This is a genomic window from Thermofilum sp., assembly GCF_038871435.1.
Taxonomy (GTDB): domain Archaea; phylum Thermoproteota; class Thermoprotei; order Thermofilales; family Thermofilaceae; genus Thermofilum; species Thermofilum adornatum.
Genome location: NZ_JAVZIC010000001.1, coordinates 104,129 through 121,358, shown reverse-complemented (window position 1 = coordinate 121,358; position 17,230 = coordinate 104,129). Strand labels below are relative to the sequence as shown.

Below are 17,230 nucleotides of genomic sequence, written 5' to 3'. Positions count from 1 at the left end.
ACTTTTATGCTTTATTTTCTCTTTTCACGGTGCGGGTTCGTGGATTCTTCCTCTGCTTATAATTTTTGTCGCTTTTATCTCTGCGAATTCTTTCTTTGTTTCTGGGGGCCTCGTGACATTTAGGATTACGAGGGATGGATGTTTCTTTGCTGGTCGATAATATAGCTCTAGTGCTTGCTCGAAGCTAAGCTTTTCGTGTATAGTATGTTTGCATATAGCTAGTTTCTCTGGGCATCCACGGTTGACAGCCGCGTAAATTCCAAGCCATGGGTTAATTGGTTCTACCGGGGAATCTGATGAGCCCATAAGGGTCGCGCCTCTCTCTATGAGGGTCTTGAAGGGGTAAACCCACTTGGTTCTCTCTCCGAGTCTTTCCTCTATCCACGTGTCGCTGAGGATAAAGTGTGGCTGTACAGCGATTTCTGGCTTCAATTTCGATACATAGTCTAACAGGTCTGGCGGAACCAATGAGCCGTGCTCGATTCTCACGGCGCCCTTGGGTAGCCTTTCTACTGTTTTAAGCACCTCTAGAACAGCTCGGTCCCCAATTGCATGTATAGCGGTCTGCCAGCCCTTTTCGTAGGCTTTCACGGCTACTCTGTATATTTCTTCGCTGTTTAGCCTGAGTATCCCCCTTGAGGGAGAGTCGTTGTAGTCTTCTCGCAGAGCAGCTGTTCTTCCTCCAAAGCTTCCATCGGCGAAGATTTTTACTCCTTTGACTAGATCTCTGAAACTTCCCAAATCGGCTTCCATAAGGGATGAATCGACATAGGCAAAATAGTCTATTGTCGGTGTGTCAGGTTGCCATAGTACTTCTTTTATCAGCTTGAGTTCTTCAAGTTCGACCGACATAGAGTAGAGCCCGGTTACACCTAGCGAAAAATATTCCTTGAGAACGTCCTTTATCCACTCCTTTACGAGTCCAGTTGGAGGTGGGGGAAGCCTCGACATTGTTGACTCTACAGCTTCCTCAAAGATCAAACCTGTGGGCCTGCCGTCCTCTTTTTGAAACAAGTTGCTGGGGAGCTCGTTTGCATGCGAGAGATACCCTAGCTTTTCCATAGCCCTTGTATTCAGAACGGCTACATGTCCACATATCCGGACTAGTACTACTGGATTCTCTGGCGAAGCCTCGTCTAGGTCAAAACGTGTTGGATACCTTTTTTCCCTAAATTTTTCTTGGTCCCATCCCCTTCCAATGACCCAGGCTCCTGGCGGCACTTTCGATGTAGCCTCTTTTACTTTCTCCTTAAGTTCCTCTATCGACTCTACTTCTCTCAGATCCAGCCTACCGAAGCTTAGTGCGGTGGAATAGAGATGCATATGTGCATCGACGAGCCCTGGGATAACGATTCTTCCTTCGGCGTCAATCAGTTTGGCAGGTTTTCTGCTTAAGATTCTGTTTGAGCTACCAGTTTCTATTATTCCTTTTTCAAAGGAGAACAACAAGGCATCGGCGTCAATCTGCCACGGGATATTGGCATTTACAATGGCTATTTCCATTAGGAAATCTAACTACTCTCCCTTTATTTTAATGTTTTCAGCCGAATGTAGGTGCCAAATATAACCGCATGCTCAGGTGGACAAAACATATAGACCTTTGCGTGTTAGTTCTACTTGGCCTTGTCGTATCTGTATGTAGCCGTAAAGGATGAGTCTTCTCGTGGTGTCCAGCGCTTTTTGGGGAAGCATTTCGCGTGCTATGTCGAGAAAGCTTCTGTAGCTCATCACGTGTCCCGTGGACTCGAGCTCTTGCAAGATTTCGCTTACAACGTTATCGTTTCCCGGGAACACCGTGCTAAGCATGTTTGGCGGTTTTCGAGGCTCGGGGAGCCTATAATTATACATGTCTGTTTGATAAACTTCTTCGTGTTCTAGGTTTGCATCTATGGTTGTGAGTATAGGAGCCCTAATTGCTTTAGGGAATTTTTCGGCCGTGGCTATCTTGTAGCCCTTGAGGCCTTTGAGCTGTAGTTTGTTCCACTGATCAATGTATGGTGGATTGAGTAGTATAATTTCACGTGTCCCCGTGGCTATCAGCGTGTGGATTAGGCTGGATAGGAATTCGGGGTCTAAGCTCTCTGCCTCTATGCATACTTTTTCTTTTCCCAGGGCGGCGAGGGCTGAGACGTTTGGCGCGAAAGGCAAGAGACAGGCACAGTTACTTTTTAGAGGAGTCTCGTCTGTGAATGTAGCTAGGTACAAAATTCCCTCCCAGTTTGTGGGAGACACGCCAGCGGCCTTTACCGGGTTGTTAGGCCCCTCAGAGGTCTTTAAAAGCAAAGTAAGCTCGTGGGGGGAAGATAGGTATCGATCCTTGTAGAGTGCCTGGGCTAGGAGATATTCTGGCGAAAATATGCTTGGCCTCGAGTCGCATGTCCTAGTGATCCTAAAGGCATCTTGTTCGCAGTGAGATTCTCCGTAGTGTATTTCTATCCTTGTTTCGGGGTTTTGCACTCTCGATACCTCGCAGTTGGTAACCCGAGTTATACGTGATACTTGGTTGTGTCTTCTGGCTTTGTCTGGGGTGGTTGGGGAACAGGTATTGATGGCGGGATGCCTAGTTCTCTTAGGAGCAACATGGTTTCGAAGAAGATATTTGAGGTAAGCATCTGTAGGAGCTGTGGGTCTGTTTTACCGGTTTTAAGTTTTTCATGGAGATCCTGTAGCTCTCTTGGAGGAGCAGATATAGAAACCTTGCCTTTAAGCGAGACTGTGAAGAATGCGGGCAGGCTTGATACATTTGCAAGAAACTCTGCTACTAATTCATCGCCACTTATACTCGTTGAGACGGGGAAGGTAACCTGGATATTAACGTTTAGCTGTGCCTCAGCTTGCTCTGAAAGTTTTTCTGCATGGATATATGTATAGGTAAGCGAGATCTTCACAACAATTTTAATATGTTGAGAGATTAAAATATTGTGGCAAAAAATATTATTGAAGGTACGCCGGGCGAAGTAAAGCTTCTAATGGGTAACGAAGCCATTGCCCGTGGCGCCTTGGAGGCTGGCGTGTCGATAGCTACTGCTTATCCGGGGACACCGTCAACAGAGATCATTGAAACATTGGCAGAAGTGGGGAACAAATACGGCGTATACGTTGAGTGGAGCACAAACGAAAAAGTTGCACTCGAAATGGCTATTGGAGCCTCTATGATGGGCCTCAGAGCACTGACGGCAATGAAGCACGTAGGCGTGAACGTAGCTTCAGACCCCTTGATGAGCCTAGGGTACACAGGTGTCGTCGGTGGGCTAGTAATCGTAACCGCTGATGACCCAAATGCACATTCAAGCCAAAACGAGCAGGACAATAGGATTTATGGGATCCACTCTTATATACCAGTCTTTGAGCCATATTCGCCGCAAGAAGCAAAGGACATGACAAAAGACCTCTTCGACTTGTCTGAGAAATATGCCATCGCCGTATTCCTGAGGTCAACTACTAGGCTTTCCCATAGCAGGGGAGAAGTAAAGCTGGGCGAGGTTCAAAATCTTGGAAGGAAACCAGTTTTCCATAGGGATCCTGAGAGGTGGGCCCTACTTCCTCCCTATAACTTGGCTAAGCACCGGGAGATCCTAGGCAAGCTTGAGAGACTAGAAGCAGACCTTGCTGGCTTCAAGTATAACTGGGTAGAAGAAGGGTCAAGCGACTTCGCAGTGATCGCTAGCGGTGTTAGCTATGCATACGTAAAGGAAGCAGTTGAGAAACTAGGAGTCAAACCGACTATCTTTAAACTGTCGAGCACTTTTCCTGTGCCTAGAAAGTTTGCCTTAGAGGCTTTGAAATATGGGAAGGTTCTTGTTGTAGAAGAGCTAGAACCTATAGTTGAAAACCAGCTCAAGGTCATCGCTTATGAAGAGGGGCTAAAAACACAGATATTTGGAAAGAACCTGATACCGCGCGTTGGCGAGCTTAACACTTCTATTGTTGCCTCCGCAATAAGCAAGCTGGCAGGTATATCTTATTCTCCACCAAATGCTCCAAAGGTTAATTTAGAGCTCCCCTCCAGGCCCCCAGTTCTATGTGCGGGCTGTGGACACAGGTCAACCTATTACGCGGTAAAGCTGGCTGCTATGCGGGCACGCGTAAAACCTGTCTATGCAAACGATATTGGATGCTACACGCTGGGCTTCTATCCGCCCTTCAACATGGCAGACTTCACTTGGAGCATGGGATCTGCTATAGGTATAGGCATGGGAATAGCAAAGTTCAGCGAGGAGCCTGTGATAGCATTCATAGGAGACTCTACTTTTTACCATGCTGGTATTCCCGGCCTGATAAATGCAGTCTACAACGGTATACCTCTTCTAGTAATAGTTATGGACAACGGCATCACGGCTATGACTGGGCATCAGCCCCATCCTGGCTCTGGCTATGGCCCAACTGGCGAGACAAGGCCAGTAATAAGAATCGAGGACATTGCTAAAGCAGTAGGCGTAGAATTTGTAGAAGTAGTGGATGCATACGACGTAGAAGCCGTGAGAAGCACTACTGAGAAAGCCTTGAAATTTATAAAGGAGAAAAAGAAGCCTGCAGTAATTGTTTCCCGTAGACCGTGTGCATTAATGGAGCTCAGGAGAAAGAGGGTTCAAAACGAGGAAATAGTTCCCTACTACATAGACCAAGAAAAATGTATAAAGTGTGGAATATGTGTGGACAAGTTCTCTTGTCCAGCCATTGTTCGAGAAGGAGACAGGATCGTTATTATCCCTGAACTATGTGTGGGATGCGGGGTGTGCGCACAAATCTGTCCAGCAAAGGCGATAAAGCCCGTAAAGGGTATTAAAGGGTGAAAAGCTATGGGTATAAGGTCTATTGTTGTTACGGGGATTGGTGGGCAGGGGCAGATAACAATAGGGACGATTCTTGGGCAAGCCCTCCTCAGAAAGGGCTACAACGTAAGAGTAGGCGAGGTACATGGTTTGAGCCAGAGAGGCGGCTCAGTTGTAGTCTTTGTTAAATACGGGAAAGGGGTTCCATCATCCATCGTCACAGCCGGTGAGGCGGACGCCTTGATAGGGCTAGAGATGATTGAGAGCCTGCGAAGGGTTCCCCTTGTATCTCGGGATGGGCTACTAATAGTTAACGAGTTTTTCCTGCCACCACCTGCTAGTAAGCCACTTAGCAGAAAGGATGTTGAAGATGCCTTGAAAAGCATTGGAACAAAGACTGTTTTCATTAATGCAAACGAGCTGGCACTCAAAGCAGGCTCCCAGATAGCTTCGAACATAGTGATGGTGGGGGCCCTTGTAGGATCCGGGAAGGTAGATCTTACACTTGAAGATGTTTCAAATGTTCTCAGTGAGCGCTTCAAGGGCAAAACCTTGGAGATCAATATGAATGCATTGAGGATGGGATACGAATACGTCACTAGTCAAGGAGGACTTTAGATAAAAGTTTAAACACTAGGCTTGGCTTTTCAAATAAATATTTAAAACCAATTTCTCTTATTAAGAATGCCTGTCTATCCATGGAGCCTATCCTACTAATTAATTCTTCTCCATGCATCTCTTTTACTGTCCTGAAAATCTCGTCGAGCTCGGGGTCGCTTAAATTATTTAGGACTTTCCTCAGGGCAAATTGTAGAGTTGTCTCATGGCCTAGTGTTGCCCTGACATTTTTCTCATATAAGGTTGGATCATTTCTTATGAGAGCACTCGCAAGTAGTCTGGCAGCAATAGAGAGGTAGACAAGTCCTCCCCCAGTCGTGGGTTTGGTTTGACCTGCCGAGTCACCTATATAGAGCAAATCGCCGCGTAAAAGGTGTTTTACTAATCCACCCGTATACACTGTGCCGCCATAGGTCTTAATGACATGTAGAGGAGTTATCCCTATTCTTTCAAGCGTCTTTAGGACATACTTCATTCTAACTAGTGTTTTCCCCTTGGTTGCGACACCCACCTTGTATGTTTCGTCTCCAAGCGGGATAGCCCATGCAAAGAGTCCGTTGGAAAATTTCTCTCCCATGAATATAAGAACATGAGTTGTTATGCCTATGCTGTCTTTTACCTTTATATCATATTGGAGTGCAGGCAAAAGATGTTTTTTCTTATCTTCGTCTAAGTACTTTGTTCCTCCAGCGACAATGCCAAAGTTATTTTTACTTCTAACAAGTTTAGAAAAATCAGCAATGTTTACATGACTACCAAGCTTGACGTGAGCACCTAGCGATAAAACTTCTTCGTAAAGCCTTTCTTCAAGCCTCTCCCTGTCAACAACCACAGCGACAGTTTCTGGCCTCCCTACAATCAGCTTTTTCCCCGAAGGAGAAAAGAAAATAGCCCCCCTAAAAGTATTAATAATTAAGTTTTCGTCTATAATGCCGATATCTTTTCTCAAGCCTTCAAGGCTAACGAGACCGGTACAATGGATGGGTCGCCCAATTTTTTCATGCTCCTCGTAGACATAGACATCGCCACTATGACCTTTAAGGAGAAATCTAGCCACTTGTAATCCTGCTGGTCCAGCACCAAGGATGTGAATGTCTCTCTGCATATTACTCATTGTAGGCGCCTATAAAATGTCAAAATGGGTTGATGCTGTGTTTTTCCTTGGAGATCTGCCTTGCCAGGTAATATACGTAGTTCATCCAGCCTGGACTGTTTGCCGAAAGATGCTGTATAAAGAATGTGCCCTCTGCATCGAGCTTAGAAGCCAGCAATCCTATCAATTCGGTCACGCTTTTCCCGTTATATGTTTTCTTGAGGGCCTCCAGTTCGTTTAGAACCTCCGAACCCTGGCGCAGTACAATGTTGTGGACAAGGAGCCAGCTCTCTGAGAACAGCTTGAATAATCTTCTTGCCTCGTCGCTCCCGCCCTCAGTTATTTTGATAATGTTTTTCTCGGTTCCCCTATAGTTCTGTTTGAGTCTATAAGCGAGCTTCTTTTCTATAAGTTCTCCTAGCTTGTTTTCAATTATGGCTGAGTAGGGGAGAAAGAAGGATGGCGAAAGTTCTACTTCGGCATAAGGATAAATGGTCAATATGAAATGTACGACTTCCTCACCATAGATCGGTGTTCTGCCGTCAAGATAGAGCAACAAAAGTATATAGTCTTCAAGCCTTGGCTCGTAGACCTTTCCAAGCCTGAAATTCTCAAGCACCCCTTTTTTCCATGTATGCCCTCCTGTTGCTGGCTCCGAATCAATTGCCATATGAGTTACACTTCTTCTATACCTTTACCGCGATGTATAAATCTTTTAACTATTTTAGCTATCAGCCAAATCATAGTAAAGACGAAGATAAGTCCCACAGCCAGTGAAAGAATTTTTCCAGTAATCGTGAATCCATATATCTTGGCTACTTCGTCGATTTGTACTACTTTGAAAGTGTCTTGGCTGACCTCTAGTTTCTGTGGAAGGGCTTGTTCAACAATCAATGTATAGTTTCCCGCTGGAACAAAACCGAAATCTACTCTGCCCATTTCATCAGTCAACCTCGATTTTGAAAAGTCTCTTCCCTCAAGAAGTACCTGAATATTTTTAACCGGCTGGTCGAGTAAATTTCTCACGAGAACTTGTAGCTTGTAGGCTTGAATGGATAAAACCTTGTCTGCCGAAGAAAGGTCTATAGACACATCATATGTTGCCAGCAAAGTACCATTCCAGAGAACATCCAACTTATAGTTTCCCGGCGGCACCCCATGGTAAACAACAATACCGTCCATGCTACTGTTTGTTCTCATAGTTACGTATCCCCTCAGGATAGCTGTATAGTCTTTGAGGATCTCGCCCGTTCCCTGCCTAACAAATTGGAACCTCACCGTGGAAGTATTTGTCCGCACATCCATGCTCTGGTCAGAAAAAACATCTACTTTGCCTTTACCTATAGCTACAGAGCTCAAATAAGCAACTATATCATAGCTTCCCTTTGGCAGAGGACAGACCACTGCCTTGCCACTAGGCGTAAACCCCCTGTAAACTGGTATTCCGCGTGAGTATATTATGAAAGATGTATTATTCACGGGATACCCCATAAGGTCCAGGAATCTTATTTCCAGCGAGTAGATTGGTGGTTGCACAAGTAAGCTTGGGGGAGGCGAATAAATTATTAGGTCGCCTATAGAGATTCCTCCTGAAAAGAACCTAACGGTCAGGGTGGTGTTTTCACCTAGATATACCGTGTTCTCATTCACGTAGCCGTCTTGAGGAGGTATAATTTTGAATGTATAGTCCTTGATGTTGCAGAGTGTGTCGGGTAGAGCAACAGCCACATTGACGGAGTATCGACCCAAGCTCTCAGAAGCTGAAAGTCCCGGAGGAAAATATAGAGCGACATGGGGAGGATTAGCAAGAATAAAGTTTCCTCCTTTACTTTTATAGCTTGGATAATTTACATATATAGCTCTAAAATCATATGGTGGAAAAGTCACACTTCCCTCTTTGCTGGGTAGAAAATAGAGGTACCAGAGCGTTCCACTGATAAAGTTTTGTCCAATCGTGACGTTTGTAAAAGGTATCAGTATATCTACAGCCACAAGCCTCTGGCTAAGAATGTCTATAATAGAAGCATTCAGAACAAAGAAAGGCTTGTTGAAAAGTGTCGCTAAATCGTTGCTAGAGCTTAGGAGTAGCTCAACGCGGTATCCCGCGGGCACGAATCCAGGTACAATGGGTATCGTCAGGTTTGTGCCTGCGGACAAGGGAGAAGCCGACTTTAATCCAATTATCCCATTCATGCTTGTTAGCTGCGTTCTTCTCTGGAAAGATACAGTTATTGTATGTGGCTTGCCATCTAGCTGAACTATATAGGAAAACCACAGAGTACCCGTTTTAATAGAGGGTCTGTAGGGAACACCATCTATAAAAACGGTCATGGGCTGGAGCCCTGAGGATGGGTCGGTTCTTACCACAATTACATTGGCAACTGTATTAAAGCTCAGTGTATAGTCGTTAACCAGCAGATACCTGCTTGTCCAGTTTCCATTTGAATACTCCAAGATCTCAGCGTAGAAGTTTTCCGCAATAGGCAGGGAGTAAATACTCCTCAACAATGCTAGACAAATCACGAGGCCAAGCACGAGATATATCCTCCGATAGCTAGACAACGAGTCCACCAATTGTCAAAATTTACAAACATGGATAAGAAAATAATGTTTATCGTGCAGTCAAGAAAACCTATAAGAACAGGTATATCATAGAATCATAGACACATTCATGACGCATTGGATAGAAGAAATCGTAGAAAAACTGGCCCCAAGGGCAGAGGGCAAAGAATTCTTCGTAGCTAATGGTGGCTTGTCCGTCTCTGGCCTACAACATGTGGGGCGTCTAAGGGGAGAAATAACAATAGTTGACACCGTTGTTAGGCTACTAAGGAAAAGAGGCATAAATGCACACCACAAGCTCACACTCTACACCGTCGATGCCTGGAAGGGCAAGGACACACAGCTCAGCCAGTTCAGAGATCCAGAAGAGGCAAAAACCTACAAAGGATGGCCTCTCTATATGGTTCCTGACCCCTACGGGTGCCACTCTAACTGGGTAGAGCATTACTGGGCTGACTTTGGAAACTATCTTGACCAGTTTTCAGAGAAAGTCGAGGTTGTCACTACGAAGGATCTATATGAAAAAGACGAGAGAATGAAACGCTTTGTACTGCTATCTGTCACAGAGCTACGTGAAAAAGTTGTTTCAACGATAAACAAGTATAGGGGTGAAAAGAAGCTCCACAAAGACTATATTCCTTTCCAGCCCATATGTGAAAAATGCGGACGCGTAGACGCAACTGAGGCAATCGAGGTTGACCCAGTCAATTACCGCGTAAAATATGTATGCAAAAACTGTGGACACGAGGGGTGGCAGAGCCTAACAAAGGGCAAACTTAACTGGAGAGTTGAATGGGTTGGGGTTTGGTACGCCCTAAACGTGGACTTCGAGCCCTACGGCAAGGACCATGCAACCCCTGGCGGCTCGCGGGACAGTTGCAACGAGCTAGCAGAAAAAGTCTATGGATTCAAGCCACCAGAAGGGCTTGCCTATGAGTGGGTTGGATACAGAAGGCAGGGCAAGGACCTAGGAGACATGGGTTCGAGTGACTTTATCGGTTTCTCGCCGAAACAATGGCTAGAAGTCGCAGAAGGAGAAGTTCTAAGACTTATCTACCTATCTGCGCCCCCTATGAGACGGGTCGTCTTGAGCCTTGAAGAGGTTCCCAGCTATTATGACGAATACGACAAAGCCGAAAGGGTTTACTACGGCGTCGAAGAGGGAGACCCATTACTTGCAAAGAGCTACACTCTCTCTGCATTAAAGCCTCTACCAGAAAAAATGCCCTTCCAGCTCCGCTACATTAATGCCATGATACTTTCCCAAGTCTTGCCTAGCAAGGGCGAAGACCTCAACGAGGTTATAGCGAGGCTCAGAGAAACAAAGCAACTAAAACAAGATCTAACCGACTACGATATACACAGGATCAAAACAAGAATAACGTTGGCAAAGAAATGGCTACAGCTTTATGCCCCAGCCCAGTTCAGGATAACAATAGTAGAAACACCACCAGTCAAAGAGATCTCAAAACTCCTCGGTGACGGGGTACGAGAGCTTTTAATCGAACTAAGAGAACAACTCTACAGACTACAGGAGTGGAACGAAGAAGAAATAAAGAAAACAATGATGAACATCAAAAAAACGCCCCAACAAGAGAAACAGTTCTTCAAGGCTCTATACCTAGCGTTCTTCGGCAAGGAATATGGGCCACGCCTGGCCCCATACCTAGCAATGCTTAATAAAGACTTCGTAATTCAACGCCTAGCAGAAGTTACAAACTCGGCTAAAGGTGAACAGGATGGCTGACTATATGGGTGAAAAAACAAAACCCAGCAAAACTCTTCTCATAGTTACCTTCATACCCATAATCCTAAACGTCCTTGTATTTATAGTGACCGACGGATTCAATGTACATCCACACCTCACCTCTCCATTCATATACCTCATAGGATCCTTCGTTATGCTCGTCATAGCGACATTCGTCGCATTTATCGGATACACGATGGCTAAAGACGAAGAGCCAGAATGGGGGAGCAAGCTTCAATTCAAAATAATACAAGCTTTAAACCTTCTGTGGGTACTTCTCTCAATAGTCTTTGCTCTCATGCTCGTCTTTGTATACTTGCTACGCGTGGCTTAAGGAGATCTTTCTTCGAATTTTAAATCTTTAATCTATCTTCACATCTCTTGAGTTGTTCCTTGAGGCTCACATTCTCCCTCTCCAGCGCTGCAACCCTGTTCTGGAGCTCTTCTAGCCTCTTCAGCTTCTCTTCAAGCTGTTTTTCACGCTCGTTTAGCTGGGCTTCTCGAGCCTCCAACCTTTCCCTAAGCTCGACAAGCGCGCTTTCCTTAGTGGCCAGCATTCTCTGATAGCCCACGAGTTCCCTTTCTTTCTCTAGTAGCCTCTTTTCCCAGCTTGCTAGTTCTTCTCTCTCCTTCAATAGTCTTTCTCGTACAGGCTCCAGCTCTTCTTTCAACATTCTTTCTTTTTCATCAATTTCGGCTTTTAGCTTCTGTAGATATGCTTCTTTTTCATTTATTTCTTTAATTAAGAGCTCGAGTTTTTCGGTTTTAGCTTCTCTTTGTGCAACTTCTTTCTCTCTTTCAGTCAATGCCTCCAACTTCTTCAAAAGCTCTTTTTCTTTTGTTGAAAGCTCGCTTTCCCAAGCCTTCAACTTTTGCTCCATTTCCTGCAAGGAAAGCTTTAACTTTCTGAGCTCTTCAGATTCTGTGGCAACCCTGCTGGCGAATGTTTTTAGTTCTGCCTCTCTTCGCTCAAGCTCTATAAACTTGGTACTTAGTTCTTGTTCTCGTTGCTTTAAATACTCAATATACTTTACTAAGTCGCCCACCTCAGGTATCCTTGAAACAGCCTTGTTAATATTTTCCAAGAGACCAGTAATCGTTTTCTCTCTTTCTAGCAAGGTTCTCTCTTGTTCCTGTAGCTTTTTGGCTTGTTCTTCCAGCATTATTTTTCTTTCTTCTAATTCCTTTATCTGGCGGGTCAGGGTTTCTGCCTTGGCTGACAGCTGTGAATACTCTTCAACCATCTTGGCATATTTCTCGGCTTGTTCTTGCAAAGTTTTAGTAATGTTTTCTACAGTTGAAATGTTAGTGCTAAGACCCTCAATAAGCTTTGCAATATTGTCTAGTGATTCACGCAGAAGGTTGTGAGTCTCGGCAACTTCTCCCAGGTTATCAAATATACCCTTTAGCCTTTCTATATCGATGCTAGTTATCAATTTTCTTGTCTCATCTAATTGCTCGATTATCGATTTCCCAAGTTCCTCGACTTGGCTCTGGGTCGCGTTTAGAGTTTTTCCAAGCTCTTCGACTTGGCTCTGTGTAGCGGTCTGCTGTACAAGTTCAAGAATCTTGCTTAGTGTTGTCTTTGCCTCTTCGAGACTGCTAAGCCACTTCTTTAGTTGCTCTATTGAGCTGCTTAGATTTTTCCCAAGTTCCTCGACTTGGCTCTGGGTAGCGGCGCGCTGTGCCAACTCGAGCACATCTGCAAGTGTTGCACGAAGTTCGTCGATTGAAGCTATCAGCTGGGTAAGGGAGCTTCTTATGTTTGTCCTTATTGGTTCCTGTAAGACTTCTGGAAGTGTCGAAATCTTTCGGTCAAGAGTTGAAAGAGACGTTCTGATTTCTTCTGTGAGTTCATCGATTGTTGTTCCTTTTTCCTCCTTCTTGCCCCTGAAAAACGACAACTATTCCACCCGAAATAAATAGTGTAGTTTACGGGTATTAATTTTAAACGCTTAAATAGTTGGGAAAAAGGTCACAAGATTTTTGATTTTTCACCATACGTGGAAAAATGCAAGCATTAACAATATATCACACAAAAAACTAAGATGACTTATGGGTGAAAGTGATAAATCCATAAGCGACGACATAGAAGTTGTTGAAATTGGAGAAGGAGACATAGCCGTCCTCCTTGCCGCCCTCAAAAGACTCAACAACGGCGTCTACGCTTTAAAAGTCACACTAGACTTTTTGACGAGCAGAATATCCACACTGCCCGACAGGGTCAAAGAAATGGAGGAAGCTTTAAAGACACATGAAGAGTTTTTCAACCAAGAGAGCAAGAAGTTTACGGAAAGCCTACAGAAACACGAAGAAAACATTAAAAAGGAAAATCAAGAGCTTCTCAGCAACCTGCGTCTGCAACTAGACTTATTTGTAGAGAAGCTCTCTAACCAGCTTCAGGCAATGCAAGATCTCATCACGACAGTAAACCAAGACGTCAATATGATCGTGTCAAAACTTAACGAGGTTGAGGTAATCTCTACAGACACATCTATGACCGTTAAAGGAGAAGTAAAAAGTCTTGGTGCACGAATCACGAACATAGAGCTTGCCCTCAATGAATTATCCCAAAAAGTTTCTAGGCTTGAGGAAACACAGCTAACAACGCTTCACGATTTCTCGATCCAATTACAAGAATTATCACTAAGATTGGGAAGCATAGAGAAGATGCTTAAAGAAGGACGTACAAAAGAAGCCAGTGAACAAGCTCCCCAAGGCTCCTAAACAGCACTTTCTTCTCTCTTTTCCTTTGTCTTAACAAGTTTTGAAACAACCTCTTCTATCTTCTCGGCATCTGTCTTCGAAAAATCTTTCTTTGAAATCGCGCTCTTACCCTTGTCAGTCAAAACATAGAAGGGACGATAGAGGTGGAGGAATCTGCCCCCTGCAGCATAGAGAACCTTTAGGTAGCCCTTTTCTGTTAGAGCATTTATCTCGTCGTCTAGCTCGCGGCTGAACTGGACACCTTCAGGAAAACTAAAACCAAAATCGACGCCGTGCTCCTCCTGGAGTAGCTTTACGAGCCTATGTATGCCTTTTCTAGAAATAGGCTTTCCATAGACCTGGACTAGGTATAGCAACTTTTTTTGACGTGCCTCTAAGGATCTGCTAGACAAAATATCACCTAGAGACCCTAGTTTTACTTAATTTAAAATTTTTCTATCTCGAAGTTCCAATGCTAAAGCTAATATACTTGGGAAGAAGCAAATTGGAGAGATGGAGAAAACGAAGTGTGAAATATGTCGTTCCCGTCCTGCCCGCTACAAATGTTCCAAATGCGGTAGAGAAGTATGCGAAGAACACTATATTGCCTCCAAAGGGATATGCACGGCATGCGAAGAGACGCTCTGCCAGCTATGCGGTGAAAACTTGGCGATTGGTAACTGTAAGTACTGTGGGAGACTCGTATGCTACAAGTGCTCAGTAGAGGAAGGCGCGGCTCTGGTATGCAGAGAATGCCTGCAAAAACTTTCTACTGGAACACGACTACCTAAACTTTAACACGTGGATCCGGCCCCTCGATTTTACTTCTACAAGCGGCGAATAGTCATTGTAATAAAGCTTAAACTCTATACCTGTAGGATCTATGCCTGCCTTTCTTAGCTCGCCTCTCAGCTTCGCCAGGCCGTTTTCAACAGCCTTCTTGAATAGTTCACTGTATTTTTCAATTTCTTTGCTGTTCTCAAGGTATACTCTATGGACGGAGACACTCACATATAGCTTAGTTAGATAAGAGATATTCAATATGACTAGAGATATGAGGAGAACGATGTATGCAAGGAAAAGTTCAATATTTAAGAGGAGCAAGACAAGCGAGACAAGTGACGCAATAAATGAGAATACGAAAAGATAAGTAGAGAAGCTGTCGACCTTTTTGATCCTGGGAAACCTCGGATGCTTAATCAATATTGTCGAGATGTTTGTCAATGCTTCAGAAACTTTTTGCCACACCTCGTCCTCTAAGCCAAGGACTCTAATAAGTCTCAGAGTATCGGTAACATTGAAGAGTCTCATAGCCCTAACGGCGTCCAGGTCTTCAACGAGCCTCTTTAGCTGTTTTGCTCTTCTACGTGCCTTTTCACGTGGAGACTCGGACATAAATCTCCATGGTAAGGATACATTCATGTATGAAAATCTTGCTGTCCAAGTACAAATTCTATTAAAAGAAGCTGTCGAGTGTGCTCTGTGTACTCTTTCCTGAAAGAATTTTCCCAAGATTTGTGAAGTCTTCTTCAAGCACTTTCCTCATCTGAGGATTATATAGTGCGGCTGCGGGGTGAAGAGTTGGGAATACCTTGCATTCACCCCAAGAAAACCTAAAGTTGTAAATTTTTCCTCTAACACTTGTAATTGACTCCACGTTTACACCTTGAAGCCTGAAAATTGTCCTTGTGCTATGCCTTCCAAGAGTTACTATTAACACCGGCTGAATCACGGAGAGCTGTCTTATGAGGAAAGGTAAACATGCAGAAATTTCTTCTTCACGTGGATCCCTATTGTTTGGGGGTCTACACTTAACAACATTCGTTATATACACTTCTTCTCTTCTAAGCCCAGCCATAGAAATAAGCTCCGTGAGAAAAGCTCCAGCCGCGCCAACGAATGGTTTACCCTGAATGTCTTCGTTGCGTCCAGGAGCCTCTCCAATAAACACTATACCGTTACATGGATCCCCGTCCCCCGGAACAGTGTTAGTCCGAGATGAGGCCAAAGGACACTTCTTACATGTCTTTATTTCTTCACTTATCCTAGAAAGCTCCTCTATCACCTTCTCACAGTCAGCCCGTCTCTTCAAGAACACCGTTTAACCACCCTCAAAAGACATCTAGATACGCTCCTGAAGACGAGACCTCGAGAAATCCTCTCTTACCATTCAACGGGAGAGAATCCCTATTTATGTCGACATAAGTCATCATGGGTATTTTTCCAATTATTGCCCCCACGATAGTCACTTCGTCTGGGCGCAAACTCACGATTCCTGCAGGGGCTAGACCTTTCCTAGCCAGCCTCAAAAGTATATAGGATCCAACTGTGCTACCCTTGCTATGAGGAAAGACTAGAATCTTCCCGGCAATTATTTGAGAATATAGAGGATGACCTCTCTCCACAATTTTCCCGGAAGAGGGATCCACGCCGCCAAAAAAGGTTATCGGCTCAGGTGAGAACAAGATCTCTCCGGAAGCTTTACCCTCAACTACCGGCTTACCATTTATCCTCATTTTCAATCACTAACAGCGATTCTTTCCAATATGATTTTTCTGGGAACAAGGGAAACATTATACCCCTTAGAGGAAAGGTAGAAGGCCGCCTTACCCGAATCCGTGATAACGCTTCTTGAACCATACGCAAACAAGTTTGAGACAACCATACATGTATCTGCAAACATGTATATATTTAGCTCCTCAAGCTTTTTCCTCTTGTCCTCGTACATGCGGGCAACATCTCTGCTTGTATAGAGATATATTTTCCTTTTAGCCCGACCCCTCTTGCCAATCCACTCGACAATTTCTTGAACCTCATCCAGGCCTAGGTGGGGACAGCCCAGAACTATGATGCCCTCCCCATCTTCATTGAATTTTTCCATCTCTTCTTTTAACATTCCAGCATCTACCTCTACACGTTCACTTGGGATATCATCTACTTTCTCTGGCGAAACGCCTTCAATCAACACTAGACCTGTTCCACCAGAGGCACCGACGGCAGCGAGGAAAAGCTTCAGGTTCTCAACGTCTCCGTTGAGCCTGCTCAAGCCTATCACATACGGGACTCTGTTACCTGCAATCCTTCCAGCGATAAGCCCAGCAACCGAGAAAAGGTAGTTGTCAAAGATAAACTGCTCACTTATACTGAAGTCGATAGTCAACGTGGGTCTCCTATTTTCGTCCAGGTGTAGCCCAGAAAGAGGTGCGCGGCCAACAATGGCCTCCATAAGGGCTAGGGGACCACCATCACGGTTGGTCCTAGCCCCAATAATGCTGTTCGCGTAGAGCACGGCGTTGCTCTCAGACCAGGCTAAGTGGTCCCCGAAACCGATTTGTTCATAGAGGTGGGGTGTACACGTAAGGGTTATTTTTGCACCCATCCTCATAAACGCCCTCAAAATCCTGCCCTGTTTCTCGAAAACCTCAGGAGTTATCCCCATCTCTCGCCATTTTTCAGTGTCCATAGCGCCCGGGTTAACAGTTGTGGGGACTGAGAACCTTCCCCCTAGAGAAGCTATCTCTTCTAGAAAGCTAAGCCCCTCGTCCCCTATGTTTTCATAGGAGATGCCGGAGACATGTGCATGCTTTATCTTTACAAGTCTCTCTGCCGAAAACACTTCGCCCATCTTCACAACTGTTCTCATGGCTAGGGAAACTGCCTCTCCAAACTCACCGTCAAGCATTTTCTCTTCGATTTTATCGAGATACATGTGTCTAGCTATTCTTATCCAAC

18 protein-coding genes are annotated in these 17,230 nt (G+C 44.7%); 6 read left to right on the top strand and 12 right to left on the bottom strand.

From position 1 onward, the window contains the following. Positions 1 to 24: 24 nt before the first annotated feature. The 3 genes from QXT17_RS00645 to QXT17_RS00635 form a co-directional block, all read right to left on the bottom strand. The gene (locus QXT17_RS00645; RefSeq protein WP_342783018.1) at positions 25 to 1,503 is read right to left on the bottom strand and encodes an amidohydrolase; all 1,479 of its coding nucleotides are present in this window, start codon (positions 1,501 to 1,503) and stop codon (positions 25 to 27) included. A 72-nt stretch (positions 1,504 to 1,575) separates the two neighbouring features. Next, on the bottom strand, positions 1,576 to 2,457 hold the full coding sequence (locus QXT17_RS00640; protein ID WP_020962735.1) for a hypothetical protein: 882 nt from the start codon (positions 2,455 to 2,457) through the stop codon (positions 1,576 to 1,578). Positions 2,458 to 2,486: 29 nt separating this feature from the next. Beyond that, a complete protein-coding gene (locus QXT17_RS00635; RefSeq protein ID WP_020962736.1) occupies positions 2,487 to 2,888 on the bottom strand; it encodes a hypothetical protein in 402 nt (133 codons plus the stop codon). A 33-nt stretch (positions 2,889 to 2,921) separates the two neighbouring features. Between QXT17_RS00635 and iorA the strand changes: the two genes are divergently transcribed. Next, on the top strand, positions 2,922 to 4,793 hold the full coding sequence (gene iorA, locus QXT17_RS00630; protein WP_020962737.1) for an indolepyruvate ferredoxin oxidoreductase subunit alpha: 1,872 nt from the start codon (positions 2,922 to 2,924) through the stop codon (positions 4,791 to 4,793). Positions 4,794 to 4,799: 6 nt separating this feature from the next. After that, positions 4,800 to 5,390 carry an indolepyruvate oxidoreductase subunit beta gene (locus QXT17_RS00625; protein WP_020962738.1) on the top strand — a complete coding sequence of 197 codons (591 nt, stop codon included), beginning with the start codon at positions 4,800 to 4,802 and terminating at the stop codon, positions 5,388 to 5,390. On the opposite strand, the gene QXT17_RS00620 is transcribed toward QXT17_RS00625, so the two are convergent. The 3 genes from QXT17_RS00620 to QXT17_RS00610 are packed head-to-tail and all read right to left on the bottom strand — an operon-like array spanning position 5,371 to position 9,045. After that, entirely contained in the window at positions 5,371 to 6,495 is a 1,125-nt protein-coding gene (locus QXT17_RS00620) for an NAD(P)/FAD-dependent oxidoreductase (protein WP_020962739.1), read from the bottom strand. The two genes, QXT17_RS00625 and QXT17_RS00620, sit on opposite strands and share 20 nt — an antisense overlap. Positions 6,496 to 6,523: 28 nt before the next feature. After that, positions 6,524 to 7,153 (bottom strand): hypothetical protein, encoded by a 630-nt coding sequence (locus QXT17_RS00615; protein WP_020962740.1) that lies wholly within the window; start codon positions 7,151 to 7,153, stop codon positions 6,524 to 6,526. A gap of 5 nt (positions 7,154 to 7,158) precedes the next feature. Next, positions 7,159 to 9,045 carry a hypothetical protein gene (locus QXT17_RS00610; protein WP_148682085.1) on the bottom strand — a complete coding sequence of 629 codons (1,887 nt, stop codon included), beginning with the start codon at positions 9,043 to 9,045 and terminating at the stop codon, positions 7,159 to 7,161. Positions 9,046 to 9,154: 109 nt separating this feature from the next. Between QXT17_RS00610 and lysS the strand changes: the two genes are divergently transcribed. Then, positions 9,155 to 10,792, top strand: coding sequence for a lysine--tRNA ligase (gene lysS / locus QXT17_RS00605; RefSeq protein ID WP_342783674.1), 1,638 nt, complete (start codon positions 9,155 to 9,157; stop codon positions 10,790 to 10,792). Next, positions 10,785 to 11,126 carry a hypothetical protein gene (locus tag QXT17_RS00600; RefSeq protein ID WP_020962743.1) on the top strand — a complete coding sequence of 114 codons (342 nt, stop codon included), beginning with the start codon at positions 10,785 to 10,787 and terminating at the stop codon, positions 11,124 to 11,126. Before lysS ends, QXT17_RS00600 begins: the two co-directional genes overlap by 8 nt. 19 nt (positions 11,127 to 11,145) lie before the next feature. On the opposite strand, the gene QXT17_RS00595 is transcribed toward QXT17_RS00600, so the two are convergent. Beyond that, complete coding sequence (locus QXT17_RS00595) at positions 11,146 to 12,696, bottom strand: hypothetical protein (RefSeq protein ID WP_342814414.1); 1,551 nt, start codon at positions 12,694 to 12,696, stop codon at positions 11,146 to 11,148. A gap of 151 nt (positions 12,697 to 12,847) precedes the next feature. Here QXT17_RS00595 and QXT17_RS00590 point away from each other — a divergent pair, with 151 nt between their 5' ends. Then, positions 12,848 to 13,519, top strand: a complete 672-nt coding sequence (locus QXT17_RS00590; protein ID WP_020962745.1) for a hypothetical protein — start codon at positions 12,848 to 12,850, stop codon at positions 13,517 to 13,519. Here QXT17_RS00590 and QXT17_RS00585 read toward each other — a convergent pair. Continuing rightward, positions 13,516 to 13,911 carry a hypothetical protein gene (locus QXT17_RS00585; protein ID WP_052885527.1) on the bottom strand — a complete coding sequence of 132 codons (396 nt, stop codon included), beginning with the start codon at positions 13,909 to 13,911 and terminating at the stop codon, positions 13,516 to 13,518. The genes QXT17_RS00590 and QXT17_RS00585 overlap by 4 nt on opposite strands. Before the next feature lie 59 nt (positions 13,912 to 13,970). On the opposite strand from QXT17_RS00585, the gene QXT17_RS00580 reads away from it, so the two are divergent. Next, positions 13,971 to 14,222 (top strand): hypothetical protein, encoded by a 252-nt coding sequence (locus QXT17_RS00580; protein WP_052886414.1) that lies wholly within the window; start codon positions 13,971 to 13,973, stop codon positions 14,220 to 14,222. Positions 14,223 to 14,281: 59 nt separating this feature from the next. Here QXT17_RS00580 and QXT17_RS00575 read toward each other — a convergent pair whose 3' ends face one another. Genes QXT17_RS00575 through QXT17_RS00560 form a run of 4 tightly spaced genes read right to left on the bottom strand, consistent with a single transcriptional unit; the run spans position 14,282 to position 17,207 of the window. Next, positions 14,282 to 14,920, bottom strand: coding sequence for a hypothetical protein (locus QXT17_RS00575; RefSeq protein ID WP_148682087.1), 639 nt, complete (start codon positions 14,918 to 14,920; stop codon positions 14,282 to 14,284). 34 nt (positions 14,921 to 14,954) lie between these two features. Beyond that, positions 14,955 to 15,560, bottom strand: coding sequence for a type-4 uracil-DNA glycosylase (udg, locus tag QXT17_RS00570; protein WP_052885663.1), 606 nt, complete (start codon positions 15,558 to 15,560; stop codon positions 14,955 to 14,957). Between the two features lie 49 nt (positions 15,561 to 15,609). Continuing rightward, the gene (locus tag QXT17_RS00565; RefSeq protein ID WP_052885528.1) at positions 15,610 to 16,014 is read right to left on the bottom strand and encodes an aconitase X swivel domain-containing protein; all 405 of its coding nucleotides are present in this window, start codon (positions 16,012 to 16,014) and stop codon (positions 15,610 to 15,612) included. 2 nt (positions 16,015 to 16,016) lie between these two features. Continuing rightward, positions 16,017 to 17,207 carry an aconitase X catalytic domain-containing protein gene (locus QXT17_RS00560; protein ID WP_020962751.1) on the bottom strand — a complete coding sequence of 397 codons (1,191 nt, stop codon included), beginning with the start codon at positions 17,205 to 17,207 and terminating at the stop codon, positions 16,017 to 16,019. Between the last annotated feature and the right edge of the window lie 23 nt (positions 17,208 to 17,230).

What these genes read in the sequence shown, in the direction of transcription:
- QXT17_RS00615 (WP_020962740.1), bottom strand. Translation starts at nt 7,153, where the DNA reads ATGGCAATTGATTCGGAGCCAGCAACAGGAGGGCATACATGGAAAAAA.
- QXT17_RS00580 (WP_052886414.1), top strand. Translation starts at nt 13,971, where the DNA reads ATGCTAAAGCTAATATACTTGGGAAGAAGCAAATTGGAGAGATGGAGA.
- QXT17_RS00560 (WP_020962751.1), bottom strand. Translation starts at nt 17,207, where the DNA reads ATGTATCTCGATAAAATCGAAGAGAAAATGCTTGACGGTGAGTTTGGA.
- lysS (WP_342783674.1), top strand. Translation starts at nt 9,155, where the DNA reads ATGACGCATTGGATAGAAGAAATCGTAGAAAAACTGGCCCCAAGGGCA.
- QXT17_RS00600 (WP_020962743.1), top strand. Translation starts at nt 10,785, where the DNA reads ATGGCTGACTATATGGGTGAAAAAACAAAACCCAGCAAAACTCTTCTC.
- QXT17_RS00645 (WP_342783018.1), bottom strand. Translation starts at nt 1,503, where the DNA reads ATGGAAATAGCCATTGTAAATGCCAATATCCCGTGGCAGATTGACGCC.
- QXT17_RS00565 (WP_052885528.1), bottom strand. Translation starts at nt 16,014, where the DNA reads ATGAGGATAAATGGTAAGCCGGTAGTTGAGGGTAAAGCTTCCGGAGAG.
- QXT17_RS00590 (WP_020962745.1), top strand. Translation starts at nt 12,848, where the DNA reads ATGGGTGAAAGTGATAAATCCATAAGCGACGACATAGAAGTTGTTGAA.
- QXT17_RS00620 (WP_020962739.1), bottom strand. Translation starts at nt 6,495, where the DNA reads ATGCAGAGAGACATTCACATCCTTGGTGCTGGACCAGCAGGATTACAA.
- QXT17_RS00625 (WP_020962738.1), top strand. Translation starts at nt 4,800, where the DNA reads ATGGGTATAAGGTCTATTGTTGTTACGGGGATTGGTGGGCAGGGGCAG.
- QXT17_RS00575 (WP_148682087.1), bottom strand. Translation starts at nt 14,920, where the DNA reads ATGAATGTATCCTTACCATGGAGATTTATGTCCGAGTCTCCACGTGAA.